A 14,218-nucleotide genomic window follows, 5' to 3' on the forward strand; every position below is an offset into this window, starting at 1 on the left:
AATGAGCGCATGGCGTGATTTGCTGCATGCAGGAGGCACAGGCGGTTTAAGCTGGCATGTGCAGGCGTGGCGCGCACAAACACGCTGGCAAGCCACGGTGAATCACCTCGATGCGTTTTTGGGCAAGGTGCACCCAAACAGCCAACACTTGCTGCTGATCGGCAGCAGCGCGGGCTGGATGATGCCGCCCAGCTGGCTGGCTCGATTTCAACGGATTGACGCCTACGACATTGACCCCCTCGCGGGTCGACTCTTCACACGACGACACGGCGCTCACCTGAAACAACACGGGGTTCAAGTCACGCACCACCGCCAAGACGCACTCGCCACCCTGCCCGAGTTGTTGCGCCAGCACCCCGACGCCTGTGTCTGGTTTGACAACGTGCTGGGCCAGCACCGATTTCGCGTCCGTGATGTGGCCCGTGCTGAAAAAGACCTTGGGGAATTGAAGGGGACCTTGGCTGGCCGCCACTGGGGCAGCGTGCACGACTTGTACTCGGGCCCCACACAGGGACAAGCACAGCCAGAAGCTGTGATGCCAAGATTCAAAGTGGTCGGTTCACCCGGCGCCGATATCTCGCAAGCCTTGCTCAGCAGCGTTGGCGCCAAAGGGGAATGGCGCGACCACTTGACGCAAGACGTGTTCCCAACAGGCACCGCCACGCACTTGATCCCATGGGCTTTCCGACATGACGACTGGCACTGGTTGCAGGCAGGCTGGGTGACGGGTGAGTTGACGGGTTAAGACTTGAGGTTGTAGAGCATCACGCCAGCGGCATCCATCTCGCGCTGTTCGCGTTTTTGGTGAAAGGCACGCACTTGCTTGAGGTCTTGCTCCATCAAGGTTTCCATCTGAATGCGTTTTTTCTCAGCGGCCAACAGCAGGAATTTTTTGTCGTCTAAGTCTTGGTTGGCTTTGGCCAAGTCAGCATCCACACGCAAAACAAGCGCTTTGACCTGTTGCATGAAACCGCGATAGTTCAAAGTCTCGGCCATGCTGTGCAACTTTTTCTCGGCCTCCTTGGACCGATGCACGTAATCGAGATAGAGCATTTCCATGCGCTCACGGCTTTGCTCCAAATGCGCCACACGTTCGCGCGACTTGACCACTTCAGCTTGCGCCTCTTCACACTTTTCTTTGGCTTTTTTCGCCAAGATCGGCCAAGCGGCGCGGGGCTTCATGACAGGATGTGGCGCAGTTGATCGCGCGTGACTTCGTAGTCTTCAGGCGCGTGCATCTCTTGGCGCAAAAAAGTCACCATGTGATCACGCAAGCGAATGGCTTCATCGAGTTCGGGATTCGAACCATGTTCATAGGCGCCGACCTGAACCAAATCAGCGTTTTGTTGGTAGACCGACCACAAGCGTCGAAACTTGTTGGACTGACGCAAATCCTCTGGACTGACCAAGGTTTGCATCACACGAGAGATGGAGCCATTCAAATCAATCGCAGGGTAATGCGCTTGGTCAGCCAAACGACGAGACAACATGACTTGGCCATCCAAAGAAGCGCGTGCGATGTCCACGATCGGGTCAGAGGCATCGTCGCCTTCGGCCAAGACTGTGTAGATCGATGTGATGGAGCCAAAACCATGACGGCCCACGCCACCACGCTCGATCAAGTTAGGCAACAACGCAAACACCGACGGCGGGTAGCCTTTGGCCGTAGGGGGTTCGCCAATGGCCAAACCAATTTCGCGCTGCGCATGGGCCACACGGGTCAAGCTGTCACACAGCATCAACACGTTTTTGCCTTGGTCACGGAAATATTCAGCAATCACGTGCGTCATGTGCGTGGCTTTGAGGCGCAGCACGGGCGACACGTTGGCTGGCGCCGCAATCACGACTGACTTGGCCAGGCCCTCATCGCCCAACGATTCGGCAATGAACGCTTGCACTTCGCGACCGCGTTCACCGATCAAACCAATCACCACCACGTCGGCTTTGGTGAAACGGGTCAACATGCCCAAGAGCACACTTTTACCCACACCAGAACCGGCGACCAAACCAATGCGTTGACCACGGCCAATTGTCAACACGCTGTTGATGGCTTTGACACCTACATCCAAAATCGTGTCGATGGGGCCACGCTCCATCGGGTTCAACGGGCAGCCCAACAAACTCAACTGATCAGGCAAATGCGGCAGAGGACGACCGTCCAGAGGCTGGCCTCGGCCATCAATCACACGCCCTAACAGACCTGCGCCCAAGCGAACTTGGCCTGAGTTGTTCATGACCCGCACGGTGTCCCCTGGGCCGACGCCGACAGGATCGGTGAAAGGCATCAGGTACAAGGTTTTGTCGTTGAAGCCCACCACCTCGGCTTCGACACGGTGGCCATGTTGACCCAGCACTTCGCAGCAGGCCCCCAAGGGAGCCATGATGCCGCGTGTCTCCAGCGTCAAGCCGACCAAACGCACCAGCGTGCCGCTGCGCTTGGGGTCAGGAACACGCAGTTTGGGCAGCGTGGCGCTGACTTCTTTGCCAAAGTCGAGCATGCTTATTTCACTTCAATCATGCCGCGGATCACGGCAGCCACACGGCTTTGGTCTTGGTGCACCACCATGCGCACCACCCCCACTTTGTCTTCGTAGCTCTTGGCGCCATTCAGCAACTCCGGCGGAATGGTGGGCTTGGCCGAATTCTTTTTCTCACGTTTGATGCGCTCTTTGATGTCATGCAAAGACTCGCCTTCGCCAATTTCAATCTCGCCTGGGGCTAGGTCAGCCGATGGTGCATCTGGGCTTGCCTCGGTCTGCGAAGCCGCCGAGACATCACCCGCCGTGGCCTGCACATCGCCTGATGCACTCACACCCTCTGACGTCAGAGCATCTGAAGCAGAAGCGGCGGTTGAGTCACCCACACCTGGTGCCTCTGGCGAGGCTGACGCATCCGTCCCGCCCTCTGCCGCAACAGGTGGTGCGGGCAAAGCCAAGGGCTTACGACGCTCAGGCAACTCCAACAGCAGCTGCTGGTAGCGAATTTTTCCTGTGCGCTGCGATGCCACCTCTTGCGTGGCGCGCTGCACATGCGCTTGCACTGACTCAATCAACGCACGCTGCATGTCTTGTGGATTGGCATTGCTCGTCAACATGTTCAACATGATGGGACGCACCACAGTGACCACAATGACCATGAAAATCAGGCCCATCAACAGGGTATTGAGTACGTCAGGGATGTACATCCGTCGCCTCCTCGATCACTTCTTCGGTCTCTTCTTGCGTAACCTCAGGGGCCTCGGGCTTCGCCAAAGCCGATTGTTTGCGCCAGCTGTCCACGTCGATCAACATGGTGCGTGCCAAGGCCTCTAAGCGATGCTCCACCAAGTCCTCAACCACCATGTCGTTGGCAAACACACGCACACTGCCCGGTTTCATGTCATGCACCGCATCCAAGCGCATGCCTTGGATAAAAGCGCCGCCCTCTGCTTGCAAACGTGCTTTGTCTTCTGGATGGAGTTCCACCACCACCGCGCCCTTGGCGGGGTGATCTAAATCGTCCAAACAACGTTGCACCAGTTGCTCGATGGCATGGCTGGAGGTACGCAGCTCGCACTTCACCACTTGCTCGGCCAAATGCAGGGCCAAGCGTTTGAGAGGTTCAAAAAATTGGGTAGGGTCTTCGAGCAACGCGTTGAGCTTGGCAGACACCTCGGCCATCACGTCATTTTTAGCGGTGACTTCTTGCTCAGCCAATGCTTGCGCTTCGCGCGCTTGCTCTTCCGCCAAAGCGAGGCCCTCTTTCATGCCTTGCTCGCGACCTTCGGCCAAGCCCTGTTCGAGTCCTTGTGCGAGCCCTTGCTCGATGCCTTGGGCCAAACCTTGTTCAAGACCTTGTGCCATGCCCTGCTCTATGCCTTGGGCCAAGCCTTGTTCGAAGTGCTGCGCCTCGCGCTGAGCAACCTCATCGGCCGCAATGCCGGCCGGCGTTGCAGCCTCAAGCGCTGAGTCTGCTTGCTCTGCAGCCGGATGTGTGGGGCGATTGGACACGTCGTCGTCAGCAGACACCTGCTGCTCAAAATCTGATTCAGCCTGCGCCATGTCTTGACCGGCCGTTTGATCGGCCAACGCGTCTTGCGCCAATTCAGACGCAGCTTCTTGTGCGACTTGCTCTGGCTCATCGTTGGTTGTATGAGCGGCATCAGCAGACGCAGCGTCTGGTGACACAGCATCTTCTTGCAAAGTCGGCTCAGACTGAGCAGCTCGCTTCATCTCAGGCGCTTCATACACATCCAGCACAAAAGGCAAATGTGCGTTAGCGCTGGCAGCCTCTTGCTCTTCCAAAGCTTTTTTAGCCAGTGCATGTTGTTTCTTGACATCGTCCAACAGGCTGAACGCACGCTGTGCGCTCTCGGACATGGCATCGTGCGACACCGGATGATCGTCAAGCACAAAACCCGAGCCATGAAGGCCAAAGTCATCGTTGGCGAAGCCTTTCGCCTCGGACCCCTGCCAGCGGCTAGTCCTAAAACCGCGAGAGGTCTCCTCAGGCAACACGCCTAAATTAGGGTGCCACACCTTGGTGGGGCGTGCGGGGTTGGGCCGATTAAACAAAGTCGGCGCCTCCCAAAACCAGCTCGCCGGAATCCGACAGCTTGCGCGCCATGCGCATGATCTTCTTCTGTGCTTCTTCCACGTCTGCCATACGCTGCGGACCTTTGGCTTCCATGTCATCACGGAACATGCCACGCGCACGTTCGGACATGTTGTCAAAGAAGCGGTCTTTCACGCCGTCGCTGGCACCTTTGAGGGCCATCATCAACATGTCGGGCTCGACGTTGCGCATGAGCACCTGAATACCTTTGTTGTCCACGCTCATCAAGTTCTCGAACGTGAACATATTGTCTTGAATCTTGAGCATCAAATCGGGATCGATTTCGTTCAAGCCATTCATGATGCTGGCTTCCAACGCGGTCTTGGTCAAGTTCATGATCTTGGCCGCCGCCTGCACACCGCCAAAACTCGACGACTGGGCCGACGCGCTCTTGGAAAACTGCTGCTTCATGATCGACTCCAGCTCGGCCATGGCCGAAGGCTGAACCGTGTCCAAACTGGCCACACGCTGAATCACTTCGGCGCGGGTATCGGGCGGCAAATAGTTCAACACATCGGCGGCGACTTCGCTCTCCAGCAACGACAAAATAATCGCCACGACTTGCGGGTGCTCGCCACGGATCATGTCGGCAATGCCGCGCGCATCCATCCAGCTCAAAATGTCCAAACCTTTGGTGCCTTGGTCGGGCATGATGCGGCCCAACACAGAAGCAGCCTTGTCGTCGCCCAAAGCGCGTCGCATCACGTTTTCCACGTAATCGGTGTTGCCCATGCTCAAGGTGGATTGCTTCTTCAAGTGCTCCACAAATTCGTCAAGCACCACGTTCACAGCGTCTTGCGAAAAATCGGCCACAGACACCATGGCACCGCCCAGTGCTTGGACTTCTTTGGGGTTCAAAAACTTGATGATGTCTGCGGCTTGCTCTTCACCCAACAGCAGCATCAACACTGCTGCACGTTGGGTCGAAGTGATGTTGGCAAGCTCGGCGCGCAGCGCCTCGGTCATCACAATCGCGTTGTCGTTATCAGCCATGGTTTTTCCTCAAACTTATTCTTTTAGGCAGCTGGGCGAATCAGCGCTTTGAGCACACCCGCCACACGGGTGGAGTCTTCTGCCACGATCATGCGAATCAACGCCACTTTGTCATCATACGAGTTGGCCGTGTTCAACAAGTCTGCAGAAATCGATTGTTTCTTAGGTTTGAGGCTGGCCATGCGGGCTTTGACTTCTTCCAGCGTTTCGCCTTCTTGAATTTCGATCTCAGCGGTTTCGGCTTCAGGGCCCAAAGCTGCTTTGGCCTCTTGCTTGATGCGCTCTTGCTCAGCCACGGCAGCTTCAGCAGCCGCTTTTTCTTCGGCAGCCACTCGGGCGGCCTCGGCAGCCTTGGCAGACTCTTCGGCCAAGCGTGCAATTTCGGCCTCGTGTGCTTCTTTGGCCATTTTAGCGCTGGCTTGTGCAGCGGCCGACTCGGCCGTCGCCACGTCGATGGCCATTTGGGCATCGGCGGCAGCAGCGGCGGCGGCGGCGGCGGCCACAGCAGCAGCGTCCACAGGCGGTGTGGTCAAACGGCGCACCATGGGCAGAACGATCGTCATCAAGACCAGCAAGAAGATGCCGCCCACCACACCGGCGTTCACCAAGATTTGGTAGTTTTCGTCGCGGTACCAAGGCACAGCGGTTGGGTCAATTTGAGGCTCAAACTTGGTGCCGACGACGGTGACCGCGTCACCACGCTCGGCGTTGAAACCCACGGCACCTTTGACCAACTGGTTCAATCGCTCAATTTCTTCAGCCGTGTAGGGAATCGACGTGGCAGGTGCTGAACCATCGGCAGGTTTTTCCACTTTCGTGCCGGCAGGGATGGGACGCTCGTTGATCAACACACCGACACCAATCTTGGTGATGTTGCCCATCGCACCTTTGGTGTGACGCACAGAGCGGTCGAGTTCGTAGTTTTTAGTGCTGCGTGCCGTGACTTGTGTGCCTTTTTCGCTCACACCCTTCAAAGGATCTGAGTTGGTTTGGGTCGTGGCTTGAGGGTTGGTCGGTGCAGGAGGCGTGTTCGACAAAGAACCGGGAATGCCAATCGCGTCACGCATGGTGTTGCGGTCTTCCACAAACAACTCCGAACGGGTTTTCGGACCTTTGTCTTGTGCGTCGTAATCTTCAGTGGTGACTTCGGTTTGCGTGAAGTCGAGCGTCATGCTGACTTGGGCGCTCACGTTGGCTTCACCCACGATAGGCGCCAGCAACTGGATCAAACGGGTGCGATACAAGTCTTCCATTTGTTGCTTTTGCGTCAGCTGTGCCGACGTCATGCCCAAAGGCTGCTCGACCAACATTTCATTCATCAAGCTGCCGAAGTTGTCGACCACCGACACGTTTTCTGGCGCCAAGTAAGGCACGCTAGAGGCCACCAAACGGATGATGGCTTGCACGTTGGCTGACGACACCGTGTGGCCAGGCAAACGGGTGATCACCACCGAGGCTTTGGTGGTGGCGCGGTCACGCACAAACACGCTTTGCTTGGGGGAAGCCAAGTGCACACGGGCTGACTTGATGCCGCCAATTTGCGTGATGCTGCGGGCCAACTCTTGCTCCATCGCATTGTTGTAACGCACCTGCTCCATGAACTGGCTGGTGGTCATGGCGGGCATGTCTTTGAGGTTGTCCATGCCAGAAGCTTCGGTGCGTGGCAAGCCCTTAGAAGCCAGCAACATGCGGGCTTCTTGGTAACGGCTGGTTGGCACGGACAACTGACCGGTGTTAGCGTCGACTTCTGGTTTGAACTCCGCCGCCTTCAAGGCTTCAATGGCCAACTGCTTGTCCGCATCGTTGAGCATCAAGACCAAAGGACGGTAAGGGGTAGGCTTCATCGAGGTGAAGAACACCGCCACCGACAACAGCAGCATGAAGATCACGATGAAAGGCAGCGTTTTACGCACTGTCGGTTGGCGCAAGATGTCGCCGACCAACGCGCCGGGACCGTCTTTGGCGTTCAGCCATGCAGGCAAATTGCTGCTGCCCGCTTTGCCATTGCCACCGCCAGCGGCGGTGCTCATTGCGGTGTTGTCCGCGCCCGCTGTTGCGACAGCCATTGGGTTCATGTTCAGGGTATCAGTTGCCATATCAGTCTCTCAATCCAGATTACACCGGCATGTTCATGATTTCTTCGTACGCTTTCATCACCTTGTTGCGTACTTGCAAAGTGGCTTCAAAAGCCAGCGAGGATTTCTGCATGCTCAACACCACATCGGTGAGGGGCACGTTTTCGCCGCGGTCGTAGGCTTCAGACAAGGCGTCTGCCTTGGTGTCTGCAGCGTTGACTTTGTCGAGCGCGGTTTTGACCGACTCAAAGAAGTTGGACTGGCCTTCGATCTTGGTCGAGCTGGTTTCGCTCACCGACGATGACGAACCGGTGGCCTGCGCTTGGTGCGCACGCAGCGTTTCCATCATCGACATGATGTTGGCGTTAGAGATGCGATCAATCATGCGGACACTCCTTCAGACATGCCACGGGTGCGCAATTGCGCCAGTTTGTAACGCAAGGTGCGTGGGCTAATGCCCAACTTGGCAGCCGCTTCCATGCGGCTGTCGGTGCTTTGAATGGCGGCCATGATCACTTGGTGCTCGCTGGCTTTGACCGCATGCTCCAAGTTCACGGGGGCAGAGACTTCACGCATGGCGATAGGGGCCATCGCTGCAGCAGTCTGAGCACAGGGTTGTGCGTCTTCAGCCGCAGGCATGGCTTGCGCCAAAGCATCGTTCAAAGCGGACATGGCGGACACAGCAGGAACAGCATGCGCTGCAGGTAGGGCTTGATCGTCCATTGCTGCATCGTCAAACATCAAATGCGCAGGGCTGATGGTGCGGCCACCACACAACACCACAGCACGTTGCACCACGTTTTCGAGTTCACGCACGTTGCCGGGCCATGGGTAGCTTTGCAACAACGCTTGGGCATCTTCGGTGACGGTGAATGGCACGCCACCTTTGACATGACGCGCCAAAGACTGGGCCACCAAAGGCACGATGTCGCCTGGACGGTCTTTCAGAGGCTGAATGCGCAAACGGAACGTGCTGATGCGAAAGTACAAGTCTTCGCGAAATTCGCGTTGCTCGATGGCCAGTTTCAAATCTTTGTTGGTCGCAGCGACCACGCGCACATCGAGATCGATGGTGCCTTCGCCGCCCAAACGGTTGAGTTTTTTCTCTTGCAAAACGCGCAACAACTTGGCTTGCAATTGCATGGGCATCTCGCCAATTTCGTCCAAAAAGATGGTGCCGCCGTGCGCTTGTTCAAACAACCCTTTGTGCTCTTTCAAAGCGCCTGTAAAAGCGCCCTTCTCGTGACCGAACAACATGTCTTCGATCAAGTGCTCTGGCATGGCCGCGCAGTTCAAGGCCACAAATGGGCCTTTGGCGCGAGGAGACGATTCGTGCAACACACGCGCCAGCACTTCTTTGCCAGCGCCGGTGGGCCCCACCAACAAGGCGGTCACTTCAGTTTGTGCCACGCGTTGGGCCAAGGCCAGCAGATGTTGGCTGGTCGGGTCCACAAACACGTAGCTCTTGGTTTTGAGTTCGGGGGCATTCAAGCCCTTGACGGCTTCTTGCCACGCACCCGCGGACCATTCGTCAGCGGGCAACACATGCAAAGCGCCCAAACGCATCGCGTCCACAGCCACTTCCATGCGGCGACGCTCGACGCGGCACAACACGGGCACGGTATGACCCAGTTGGGCAATGAGAGTTTGAACTTCTTGCAACAACTCAGCGCTGTCGCCCAGACGAATCACCAACACATGCGCACGGCGCAGAGCCAAAGTGAGGTCGCCCAAAGTAGAGACGGTTTCCAGACTGATACCGGCGGCATCCAGCTGGGCGCGATCTGCCGCTTGCAGAGGACTGAAGGGGTCCAACCACACGGCATGAATAACGTTGACAGAAGAAGCAATCACTTTGAACAGCCTGAAATAAAGGTAAGACTGTTATGCAAGGTGCGTGCCAGGTGGTTTTGTAACCTATGTAATTAAGTTAATGCGCACAACGGGCCTGCGAAAGTCAGTTTTCTGACGATCCGACGGTTGCTCGACAGGCTGAGCTGTCTTTTTTTCTACAGAAGGTTTGGCAACAAAAGCGCCACAAAAACGGCCGTCCGTGCGCAGCACTTCCAGCGAGGGAATCACACGCGAACGAAAACCCATGAACTTGCAACCGTAAGGCGCACGCACATCCCAGGTGGTCGTCAAGTAACGACAGTCCCAACAATTGGGGCCCTTGGGTAAATTGGGTTTGGGCGAAGCGCCCTCTTCAGCTTTCACAGCTTCAGGAGGGGCTTGGTTAACCGCCCAACAACTTCATCACAGACTGCTGGCTCGTGTTGGCTTGTGCCAAAACCGCCGTCGCAGCTTGCTGCATGATTTGGTTTTTCGCCAATTCGGTCGAGGCCGAGGCGTAATCCGCATCCTCAATCTGACTGCGCGAAGTCGACAAGTTCATCGACACGTTGGTCAAGTTGCTGATGACGTGGTCCAGTCGGTTCATCACCGCACCCATGGTGGCACGGGTCTGGTTGACCTTGTCCATGGCCGCGTCCAATTTGGCTAGCACCGCTTGTGCGCCTTCGCTGGAACTGATGGATGTACGCGTCAAAGGCTTGCCCATTAACGTCGGACCGCCTGCATCGGGTACGGGAATCGGTTGATTGACAGCCAATGGCTCCAAATCTGCATCCCAAGTGATTTCACCCGTGATTGGCCCGCCTTTGCCAAAGTCGGCCAAGTCGATGGTGATGGTCTGGTTGGCATTGGCACCCACTTGGAACGCCAAGCGTCCCGTACGAGGTGGGCTCATTTTGGAGGTGGCTTCATCCACTTGACCACCAAAGGTACCTTGTGAAAAACCAAGGTTGTAAAAATCGCCGTCCACGTTAAAGCCGTTGTCACCCGGCTCCAAAGTGATGGCCTTTTCCGATTGCAAAGCGATCGAACCATAAGAAGTGGCCGCTGTCGTTGTCAAATTATTGGCATTCGGAATACCTGACACGCCGCTGGGCAAATTGCTTTCTGTGCCAAAGCCCAAGCCAAAGCTACCGGCATCGACTTTGGTGCTGTCAAACCAAACCGACACGTTACGGCCATCGACGGCATTCAAAGTAATGCCACCGTTACCTGTGTCAATCGCATCCACACCCGACAAACCAGCGTTTTTGTGAATCGCGGCAACGACAGCTGTACGACGCTCGGACTCTGTATCGCTATCGCTCATGGCAACCTGAATGTTCACACCGTTGATGTATAAGGATTGCACACCATTCGAAGCGGCCAACACAGAAGCAATGGGCTTGGCTGTGCTGGTGACGTTACCTTCGATTTTGACGGGCACAGCAACTGCGGTGACACCTGTTTTACTTGTGCTGGCGTTGATCGCTGCAGCCGTTGCAATGGCACTGGCCACCGCGGTGCTTGTCACGCTTTGCGTGTTAGAAACGCCATCATCTGAAGGCACGGCAGCACGGATGTCCACACCGTTGATGCGCAAGTCACCAATGGCCAAGCTCTTGATGTCTTTGACCGCAGTCACAGCGGCTCGGTCTTTGGAAGTCACGGTGCTGAGAGTCTTGCTGTCGTAATTCATCACCTCCAAGCCCGAGCGAGAAATATTCCCATTCGTACCGCTGGTGATCGTGACGGGTGTTTCAACAGAACTCTCTAAAGAGTAAGAACCGGCTTGAATGCCCTGTTTCAAACCCGTCTTTTCAGAAAAGTCTTTGTCTGTACTGGCGGTGTTGAACACCACTTCGATGTTTCGACCATCCTCAGCCACCAAAGTAATACCTTTGGTATCAGACAAGGTGTCAATCGCACGCACGCCTGTTTGCTCAGAAATAAAGTTGATCGCTTTGACCATCGCTGAGCGAGAGTCACGTGGGTTGTCAGTCACCGTGGTCACCATGGGGGTGATGAAACCGTTGATGCGCAAAGTACCTGTCACCGGAGCGCCGGAACTGCTCATGGCAGCGCCCGTCATGACGTTCGGATTCACGACCGCTTGTACACCTGTGCTGATGGACTTTTCGTTAATTGCTGCGACTTTGGCGATCGCACTGGCCCATGCATTACCCTCTGGGGAAATTTTGTCGTCGGCCATGCGTGAGGCACCAATCGTCACGCCATTGATGATGGCATCGCTGGCATACATGGGCTCCAAATTGGCCACAGAACGAGTGACGCTCATGGACACGCGATCACCGGCTGCAAAATCGGCTGGCGTTGCCGCACCTGTAACAGGCGTTACCTGAGTCAATTTAACGTCACCTGACAAGATGTTCATGCCCGCACGTGCCAGCGTTTCTTTGTTGATGCTGATGACACCGTCGGCGATAGTGACACCCGAAGAAATATCCAATGTTTGGCCATCTTCCAACGTGAACTTGGCTGATGTGACACTGTCGACACCACCCGCCAAAATAGACAAGGTGCCCGCTTTGGAGAACGTGCCATCCAAGGTAATACCGCCGCCTGACAAACCAGGCGTTGTAGAAATTGTGGGTGTCGTCGCTGTGCCAGACTGTGTCAAAGCGTTTGTGTTCACGTCCAACTTTGTAGTGCTGGTGAATTCGACTTTGCTACCTTGTGCACTGCCAGTACTGAAATCGGTCAAAGTGCCGGAGTAAGAACCTTTCAAGCTATTACCCGCAGTTTTTCCAGATGCAATGTCTGCAAATGCTGCTGCCACTTCGGCACCGCTGTTGGCAATCTTGGCGGTGTACGTCAAGCCAGCCAATGTCATGGTTTGTCCGGCACTCATGGGGGGGAATGTCACCGTGGACACTTCTGTACGACCCAACGTATTAGCGACACCTTTGGTAGTCAAGGTTGGCGTAGCTGGCGTTACACCTGCAGCCGAACCGGCAACAGTCAACGTTGTGACAGATGTGTCGGCTTGCGCCACAGCAGTAAAACTCAACTTGTCAGCAGCATTTGTACCACTGCTAAAACCTGTCAAAGTTCCCGTGAAATCACCTTTGATGGCAGACAAGGTGGCGCCTGCAGCACCGTTAGAAATATTAGAGAACGCTTCGGCAACATCTTGAGCAGAATTTGCCTTGTTGGCTGTGTAGGTCAAACCACCCACGGTCACTGTGTCGCCAATCGCCATATCCTTAAAAGTCACTGTGGACACTTCATTGACACCGGCAATACCCACGGTCGGAGACGTAGTGGCGGGTTTGGCGGCAGTAAAAGTCAGATCAGTGCTGACGACGGGCTCTGAAACCGTCTTGTAAACAGGCTTGATGCCCACGCGCTCGCCCGTTGTACCGTTCAACACAGGGAATCCGTTCCACTCGGTGTTGTCAGAAATCTGAACGATTTGCTTCTTTAGCTGCTGGAATTCCAGATCCAAGTAACTGCGTTGTGCGTTGTCGTTGGTGTCGTTCGAGGCTTGAATGGCCAACTCACGCATGCGCTGCATCATGTCCGTGATTTCGTTGGTCGCGCCTTCAGCCGTTTGAATCAGGGTGACAGCATCACCAGCATTACGCACCGCTTGGTTCAAGCTGCGAATTTGCTGCGTCATACGGGTGGCAATCGCCATACCAGCCGCGTCGTCACGTGACGAGTTAATGCGTTTGCCGGTCGACAACTGCTGCATGGCCGTAGCCTGCGTACGCTCTGTGGACTTCAATGCTGCTTGTGAAAACAGCGCTTTGACGTTGGTGTTGATAACTGCCATTTGTATTCTCCTGACCTCTGCGGTCTTTAACTACCCAAACCCTTAAGCAAACTGCGTGCCAAGTGTTTTAGCGCTTTTTTGACGGTTCAAATAAGGGGTTGAAAGTAATCTTTTGGTTGCTGCGGCAAGCTTTGTTCACGCAAAGCGGCAAAGTCTTGCCAGCGGCAATTTGCGATTAGTGGGTGTAGCCGCTAGGGGCCTGCATAGTGTCGGCATAGGCCTCAAGATCGAGCGCTTCTGCGGTCAATTCCATTTGATCTGGGTATGAAGCCAAGCCTTGCTGCACAACTTGAATGGCGCGCAAAGGATCGAGGTTGCAACGCAAAGCGCGAACCAACATCACATAGGTGAAGGGCTGCGTGCGTTCGGCTTGGATGTACATCAAGTCTTCCAGCAGTTCAACGGCTTGTGGCCAGTCGCTGCGCATCACGGCCAACAAACCATTCATGGCCAACATATCTTCGCTGGCGGGATAAATGCTCAAACCGGCATCGCCCAGGGCATAAGCCAAATCGGCTTGCTCGGTGGCGACCAAGCCTTGAATGGCTTCGCGAATTTCTGCTGCGCTGAAACGCTTGAGGTGTTGGGTTTGCATCAAAGCACCCGTAGACGCTTGATGGGTCAGTTCTTGAATGAGTGTCATGGAGGCTCCTTAAAGGGTGTCAATAAATAAGCGCTCTTTTCAAAAGAAAATCACGAATGCAGCCTTCAAAGCACATTTAGTGCCAGTTTTATTCCGACCATAAAAACCAGCCCCAAAAAATACCCCGAACAAGATTTTTAAAAATGGCGGATTCAAGGACGAAGTGCAACAAAGATGAACTGGTTATAGGTGGCTGAGGATGCGAGAGCATCATGGCCGCTTTAACCGCCAAATCGAAATTGCCCAATGTACAAGCACCTCAGCCGAGAAGAACGATACCAA

General features: G+C 55.4%; 11 protein-coding genes. 1 reads left to right on the plus strand and 10 read right to left on the minus strand.

Going from position 1 to position 14,218, the window contains the following annotated elements; translation table 11 throughout:
• Nucleotide 1: 1 nt before the first annotated feature.
• Nucleotides 2-745 carry a hypothetical protein gene (locus RMS95_RS07150; RefSeq protein WP_310644854.1) on the plus strand — a complete coding sequence of 248 codons (744 nt, stop codon included), beginning with the start codon at nucleotides 2-4 and terminating at the stop codon, nucleotides 743-745.
• On the opposite strand, the gene RMS95_RS07155 is transcribed toward RMS95_RS07150, so the two are convergent.
• The 10 genes from RMS95_RS07155 to RMS95_RS07200 all read right to left on the minus strand — a co-directional run bounded on the left by RMS95_RS07155 (nucleotide 742) and on the right by RMS95_RS07200 (nucleotide 13,936).
• Nucleotides 742-1,182, minus strand: a complete 441-nt coding sequence (locus RMS95_RS07155; protein ID WP_310644856.1) for a flagellar FliJ family protein — start codon at nucleotides 1,180-1,182, stop codon at nucleotides 742-744. The two genes, RMS95_RS07150 and RMS95_RS07155, sit on opposite strands and share 4 nt — an antisense overlap.
• The gene (locus RMS95_RS07160) at nucleotides 1,179-2,498 is read right to left on the minus strand and encodes a FliI/YscN family ATPase (protein WP_310644857.1); all 1,320 of its coding nucleotides are present in this window, start codon (nucleotides 2,496-2,498) and stop codon (nucleotides 1,179-1,181) included. The genes RMS95_RS07155 and RMS95_RS07160 overlap by 4 nt, the downstream gene beginning before the upstream one ends.
• A 2-nt stretch (nucleotides 2,499-2,500) precedes the next feature.
• Entirely contained in the window at nucleotides 2,501-3,184 is a 684-nt protein-coding gene (locus tag RMS95_RS07165) for a hypothetical protein (RefSeq protein ID WP_310644859.1), read from the minus strand.
• On the minus strand, nucleotides 3,171-4,553 hold the full coding sequence (locus RMS95_RS07170) for a FliH/SctL family protein (protein WP_310644860.1): 1,383 nt from the start codon (nucleotides 4,551-4,553) through the stop codon (nucleotides 3,171-3,173). The genes RMS95_RS07165 and RMS95_RS07170 overlap by 14 nt, the downstream gene beginning before the upstream one ends.
• Nucleotides 4,546-5,586: a flagellar motor switch protein FliG gene (gene fliG / locus RMS95_RS07175; protein WP_310644862.1), complete on the minus strand. Its 1,041-nt coding sequence runs from the start codon at nucleotides 5,584-5,586 to the stop codon at nucleotides 4,546-4,548. The genes RMS95_RS07170 and fliG overlap by 8 nt, the downstream gene beginning before the upstream one ends.
• A 23-nt stretch (nucleotides 5,587-5,609) precedes the next feature.
• Nucleotides 5,610-7,682: a flagellar basal-body MS-ring/collar protein FliF gene (gene fliF / locus RMS95_RS07180; RefSeq protein WP_310644864.1), complete on the minus strand. Its 2,073-nt coding sequence runs from the start codon at nucleotides 7,680-7,682 to the stop codon at nucleotides 5,610-5,612.
• Nucleotides 7,683-7,701: 19 nt separating this feature from the next.
• A complete protein-coding gene (gene fliE / locus RMS95_RS07185; protein ID WP_310644866.1) occupies nucleotides 7,702-8,046 on the minus strand; it encodes a flagellar hook-basal body complex protein FliE in 345 nt (114 codons plus the stop codon).
• Nucleotides 8,043-9,515, minus strand: coding sequence for a sigma-54 dependent transcriptional regulator (locus RMS95_RS07190; RefSeq protein ID WP_310644868.1), 1,473 nt, complete (start codon nucleotides 9,513-9,515; stop codon nucleotides 8,043-8,045). Before RMS95_RS07190 ends, fliE begins: the two co-directional genes overlap by 4 nt.
• A gap of 382 nt (nucleotides 9,516-9,897) precedes the next feature.
• On the minus strand, nucleotides 9,898-13,293 hold the full coding sequence (locus RMS95_RS07195) for a flagellin (protein WP_310644870.1): 3,396 nt from the start codon (nucleotides 13,291-13,293) through the stop codon (nucleotides 9,898-9,900).
• Nucleotides 13,294-13,468: 175 nt separating this feature from the next.
• Nucleotides 13,469-13,936 carry a hypothetical protein gene (locus tag RMS95_RS07200; protein ID WP_310644872.1) on the minus strand — a complete coding sequence of 156 codons (468 nt, stop codon included), beginning with the start codon at nucleotides 13,934-13,936 and terminating at the stop codon, nucleotides 13,469-13,471.
• Nucleotides 13,937-14,218 lie beyond the last annotated feature (282 nt).

The sequence above is a fragment of the Limnohabitans sp. genome, from assembly GCF_031539175.1.
Taxonomy (GTDB): Bacteria; Pseudomonadota; Gammaproteobacteria; order Burkholderiales; family Burkholderiaceae_C; genus Limnohabitans.

What these genes read in the sequence shown, in the direction of transcription:
- RMS95_RS07150 (WP_310644854.1), top strand. Translation starts at nt 2, where the DNA reads ATGAGCGCATGGCGTGATTTGCTGCATGCAGGAGGCACAGGCGGTTTA.
- RMS95_RS07155 (WP_310644856.1), bottom strand. Translation starts at nt 1,182, where the DNA reads ATGAAGCCCCGCGCCGCTTGGCCGATCTTGGCGAAAAAAGCCAAAGAA.
- RMS95_RS07160 (WP_310644857.1), bottom strand. Translation starts at nt 2,498, where the DNA reads ATGCTCGACTTTGGCAAAGAAGTCAGCGCCACGCTGCCCAAACTGCGT.
- RMS95_RS07165 (WP_310644859.1), bottom strand. Translation starts at nt 3,184, where the DNA reads ATGTACATCCCTGACGTACTCAATACCCTGTTGATGGGCCTGATTTTC.
- fliG (WP_310644862.1), bottom strand. Translation starts at nt 5,586, where the DNA reads ATGGCTGATAACGACAACGCGATTGTGATGACCGAGGCGCTGCGCGCC.
- fliF (WP_310644864.1), bottom strand. Translation starts at nt 7,682, where the DNA reads ATGGCAACTGATACCCTGAACATGAACCCAATGGCTGTCGCAACAGCG.
- fliE (WP_310644866.1), bottom strand. Translation starts at nt 8,046, where the DNA reads ATGATTGATCGCATCTCTAACGCCAACATCATGTCGATGATGGAAACG.
- RMS95_RS07195 (WP_310644870.1), bottom strand. Translation starts at nt 13,293, where the DNA reads ATGGCAGTTATCAACACCAACGTCAAAGCGCTGTTTTCACAAGCAGCA.
- RMS95_RS07200 (WP_310644872.1), bottom strand. Translation starts at nt 13,936, where the DNA reads ATGACACTCATTCAAGAACTGACCCATCAAGCGTCTACGGGTGCTTTG.